The following is a 2,718-nucleotide window of genomic DNA, read 5'->3' as shown; positions in this document are numbered from 1 at the left end:
TAAATAATAAAGGATTTAAAGTTGGAGTTATGGATGCTGATATTACTGGCCCTAGTATTCCTAGACTTATGGGATTAAGTGGGGAAAGAGCTGATGGAGTTGAGGAAAATATACTTCCAGTTATAAGTAAAGATGGCATCAAAACTATGTCTTTAAATTATCTAATTGAAAATGAAAACGATCCAGTTGTTTGGAGAGGTCCTATGGTAGGTAAAGCTGTTGAACAATTTTGGAATGGTGTTATTTGGGGAGAGTTAGATTATCTAATTATTGATATGCCCCCAGGAACAGGGGATGTTGCTTTAACTGTTATGCAATCTATTCCACTTTCAGGTGTAGTTATGGTTTCTATTCCACAAGATATGATATCTATGATTGTTACTAAAGCTATAAAAATGACAAAACAACTTAATACTCCAGTTCTAGGAATTATTGAAAATATGAGTTATATATCTTGCCCTGGATGTAATACTAAAATTCAACTTTTCAATGAAAATCATACAAAAGATTTTATAGAGGAATGTGGTGTTCCTTTACTTGGAGAGTTACCTATGGTTAATAGCATTTGTAATTTATCTAACAACTCATATGAAAAAGATAAAATTGCTATTTCAGAACTTTTTTCACCTATTGTTGATAAATTAATAAAAACTTTAAAATAAAACTATTTAAAATGATTTCTGTTTTTCAGAGATCATTTTTTATATAGTTATATATATATTATCTAACTTTTCATTTAATAAATTTTCACTTATTTTTTTAAATTTTTCTAAATTTCCAGTTATAAAATAATCTATAATAATTTTTGATTTTTCAATTTTCTTATATCCATTTTTTAAAGACAATCTATTCAAATAAAATAAAACATATAAAGCTATCTCTTCTGTTATATCAATAAATTTAATATTCTCTTCTTTACATTCTATAAAAGAATCTACTATAACAGTGTCTATATCCACTGGAATCTCTTTTAAATTTTCCAAATTTTCAAAATAACATGTATCTGAATTTAATTTATTTAAAATATTTATATTAAAATTACTTTTTACTAATTGTGAGTTATTAAAAATTCCAATTTTTTTACTTTTACTTTCTTTCATTGCTTTTAATATTCCAGGACTCATAACACCAATAATGGGAATACATGAAAATTGTTCTTGTAAAAATTTAAGTAATTCATCAACATTAGAATTACAAATTACAATTATTATATCCACTCTATTATCAATAAAAAAATTTCCAATATTCACAGAATAATTTTTTTCCTCTTTTGATTTTTTATAGTCACCATAATAAATTATATCTGCAAAATCTACCTTCTCTTTAATCTTTTTTAATACTTTTAATCCGTCCCAACCTGAATCAAAAATTCCAATTTTCATAAAATTCCTCCTCATGCTTTAAAATTATAGTTATTAAAGTATACTTTAATAATATTTAGATTTTCAAATATATAAATAACATATGTATTATTCTTTATTTATATATCTATTTTATATAAGCGATTCACTAAAAGGATTTCTATTTGTTTTTTAGAATATTATATAAAATACATAGGAGGTTTTTATGCAAACATTTAATCAAAAAGTTTTTTTATATCTTCTTTTTACAGGTATTTTATTTACTCTTGTTGGTGTTTTTGGAATTTTTAGTCCTACTTTATTTTCAATATATTTACTATATATCTTTTCGGCTTTTTTCTTTGTCAGTGGAATAAAAAATTTTACAAAAGGATTTCAATTTAATAAAATTCCAACTTTCCATTGGGGTTTATATATCTTTTTAGGATTTCTTGAAATAATAATATCCCTTTCTCTTTTAATAACACCTTTCATATCACAACTTTACTTAATTATTTATGCAGGTATTTTTATTCTTTTTAAAGGAATATTTATTATTATCAATGTTATTTTTAATAAAAAAACATTTCCAACTCTTGTTAATTTCAGTTTAGGTTCTGGTATTATTGATATACTTTTTGGAAGTTTAATGGTTGCTTTACCTATTTTTACTCAACAATTTATTTTCTTATGCATATCTTGGTATATTCTTTTTAGTGGTGCTAATCTTATTTTATCAGCTTATTCCTTTAAAGAGTCTAACAAATAAAAAAGTAGCAAATTCATTTGAACTTGCTACTTTTTATTTTAAGCTTAATTTTTCTGTGTTTTTAAAATTTCTACATATTTTTTTTCATATTTACTATAAATTACTAAGGCTGCTATTGTAAATACAACTGGTCCTGCTACCATCCAAATTGTTGAAGATATATCTCCTGTAGTTAAGTATGGTGATAATATTGTTGTTATATTTGCAAAAGATACTGATAATACTGTAAATACTGTAGCTACCTTTACAATAGTTTTACCTTTGTATATTTCAAAAGGCTTTTCTATTTCACTTTTATTTTTAAAAGCTGGGAAAGCTCCTGCTACAAAAATATAAGGAATTGTCATAGCTACATTTGTCATTAAAATTAATTTAGAGAAAAATTGTGCTGCTCCTTCTCCTCCAAAAGAGATTAATCCAACAAATACTACTACTACTATACATTGTAACCACATTGCATTTTTAGGCATTCCATCTTCATGCTTTTTAACAAAATCCGGCCACATTGCATCTGGAGTTCCTTCTAGCAACTGCTTTAAAGGTGAATAAGATAGACTTCACTGTAATGCTTGGCACCAGGGCCAGCCCAGTAAATGTATTGGTGTGGCG

General features: G+C 25.4%; 4 protein-coding genes. 2 read left to right on the top strand and 2 right to left on the bottom strand.

The window, feature by feature from the left end; genetic code table 11:
* The coding region (locus tag Q0V09_RS10405; RefSeq protein ID WP_297489323.1) for an Mrp/NBP35 family ATP-binding protein at nt 1-662 on the top strand (662 nt) is incomplete at its 5' end.
* A gap of 39 nt (nt 663-701) precedes the next feature.
* On the opposite strand, the gene Q0V09_RS10400 is transcribed toward Q0V09_RS10405, so the two are convergent.
* Complete coding sequence (locus Q0V09_RS10400; RefSeq protein WP_297407166.1) at nt 702-1,382, bottom strand: hypothetical protein; 681 nt, start codon at nt 1,380-1,382, stop codon at nt 702-704.
* Between the two features lie 184 nt (nt 1,383-1,566).
* Between Q0V09_RS10400 and Q0V09_RS10395 the strand changes: the two genes are divergently transcribed.
* Nucleotides 1,567-2,109 (top strand): HdeD family acid-resistance protein, encoded by a 543-nt coding sequence (locus Q0V09_RS10395; protein ID WP_297407165.1) that lies wholly within the window; start codon nt 1,567-1,569, stop codon nt 2,107-2,109.
* 44 nt (nt 2,110-2,153) lie between these two features.
* On the opposite strand, the gene Q0V09_RS10390 is transcribed toward Q0V09_RS10395, so the two are convergent.
* The gene (locus tag Q0V09_RS10390; RefSeq protein WP_297489320.1) at nt 2,154-2,615 is read right to left on the bottom strand and encodes a hypothetical protein; all 462 of its coding nucleotides are present in this window, start codon (nt 2,613-2,615) and stop codon (nt 2,154-2,156) included.
* Nucleotides 2,616-2,718: the final 103 nt, after the last annotated feature.

The sequence above is a fragment of the uncultured Cetobacterium sp. genome, from assembly GCF_947039425.1.
In the GTDB taxonomy this organism is placed as follows: Bacteria; Fusobacteriota; Fusobacteriia; order Fusobacteriales; family Fusobacteriaceae; genus Cetobacterium_A.
This window is presented reverse-complemented; position numbering and strand designations above follow the sequence as displayed.

Excerpts from the sequence above, each read along its gene's own strand:
- Q0V09_RS10400 (WP_297407166.1), bottom strand. The coding sequence starts at position 1,382 with ATGAAAATTGGAATTTTTGATTCAGGTTGGGACGGATTAAAAGTATTA.
- Q0V09_RS10395 (WP_297407165.1), top strand. The coding sequence starts at position 1,567 with ATGCAAACATTTAATCAAAAAGTTTTTTTATATCTTCTTTTTACAGGT.
- Q0V09_RS10390 (WP_297489320.1), bottom strand. The coding sequence starts at position 2,615 with ATGTGGCCGGATTTTGTTAAAAAGCATGAAGATGGAATGCCTAAAAAT.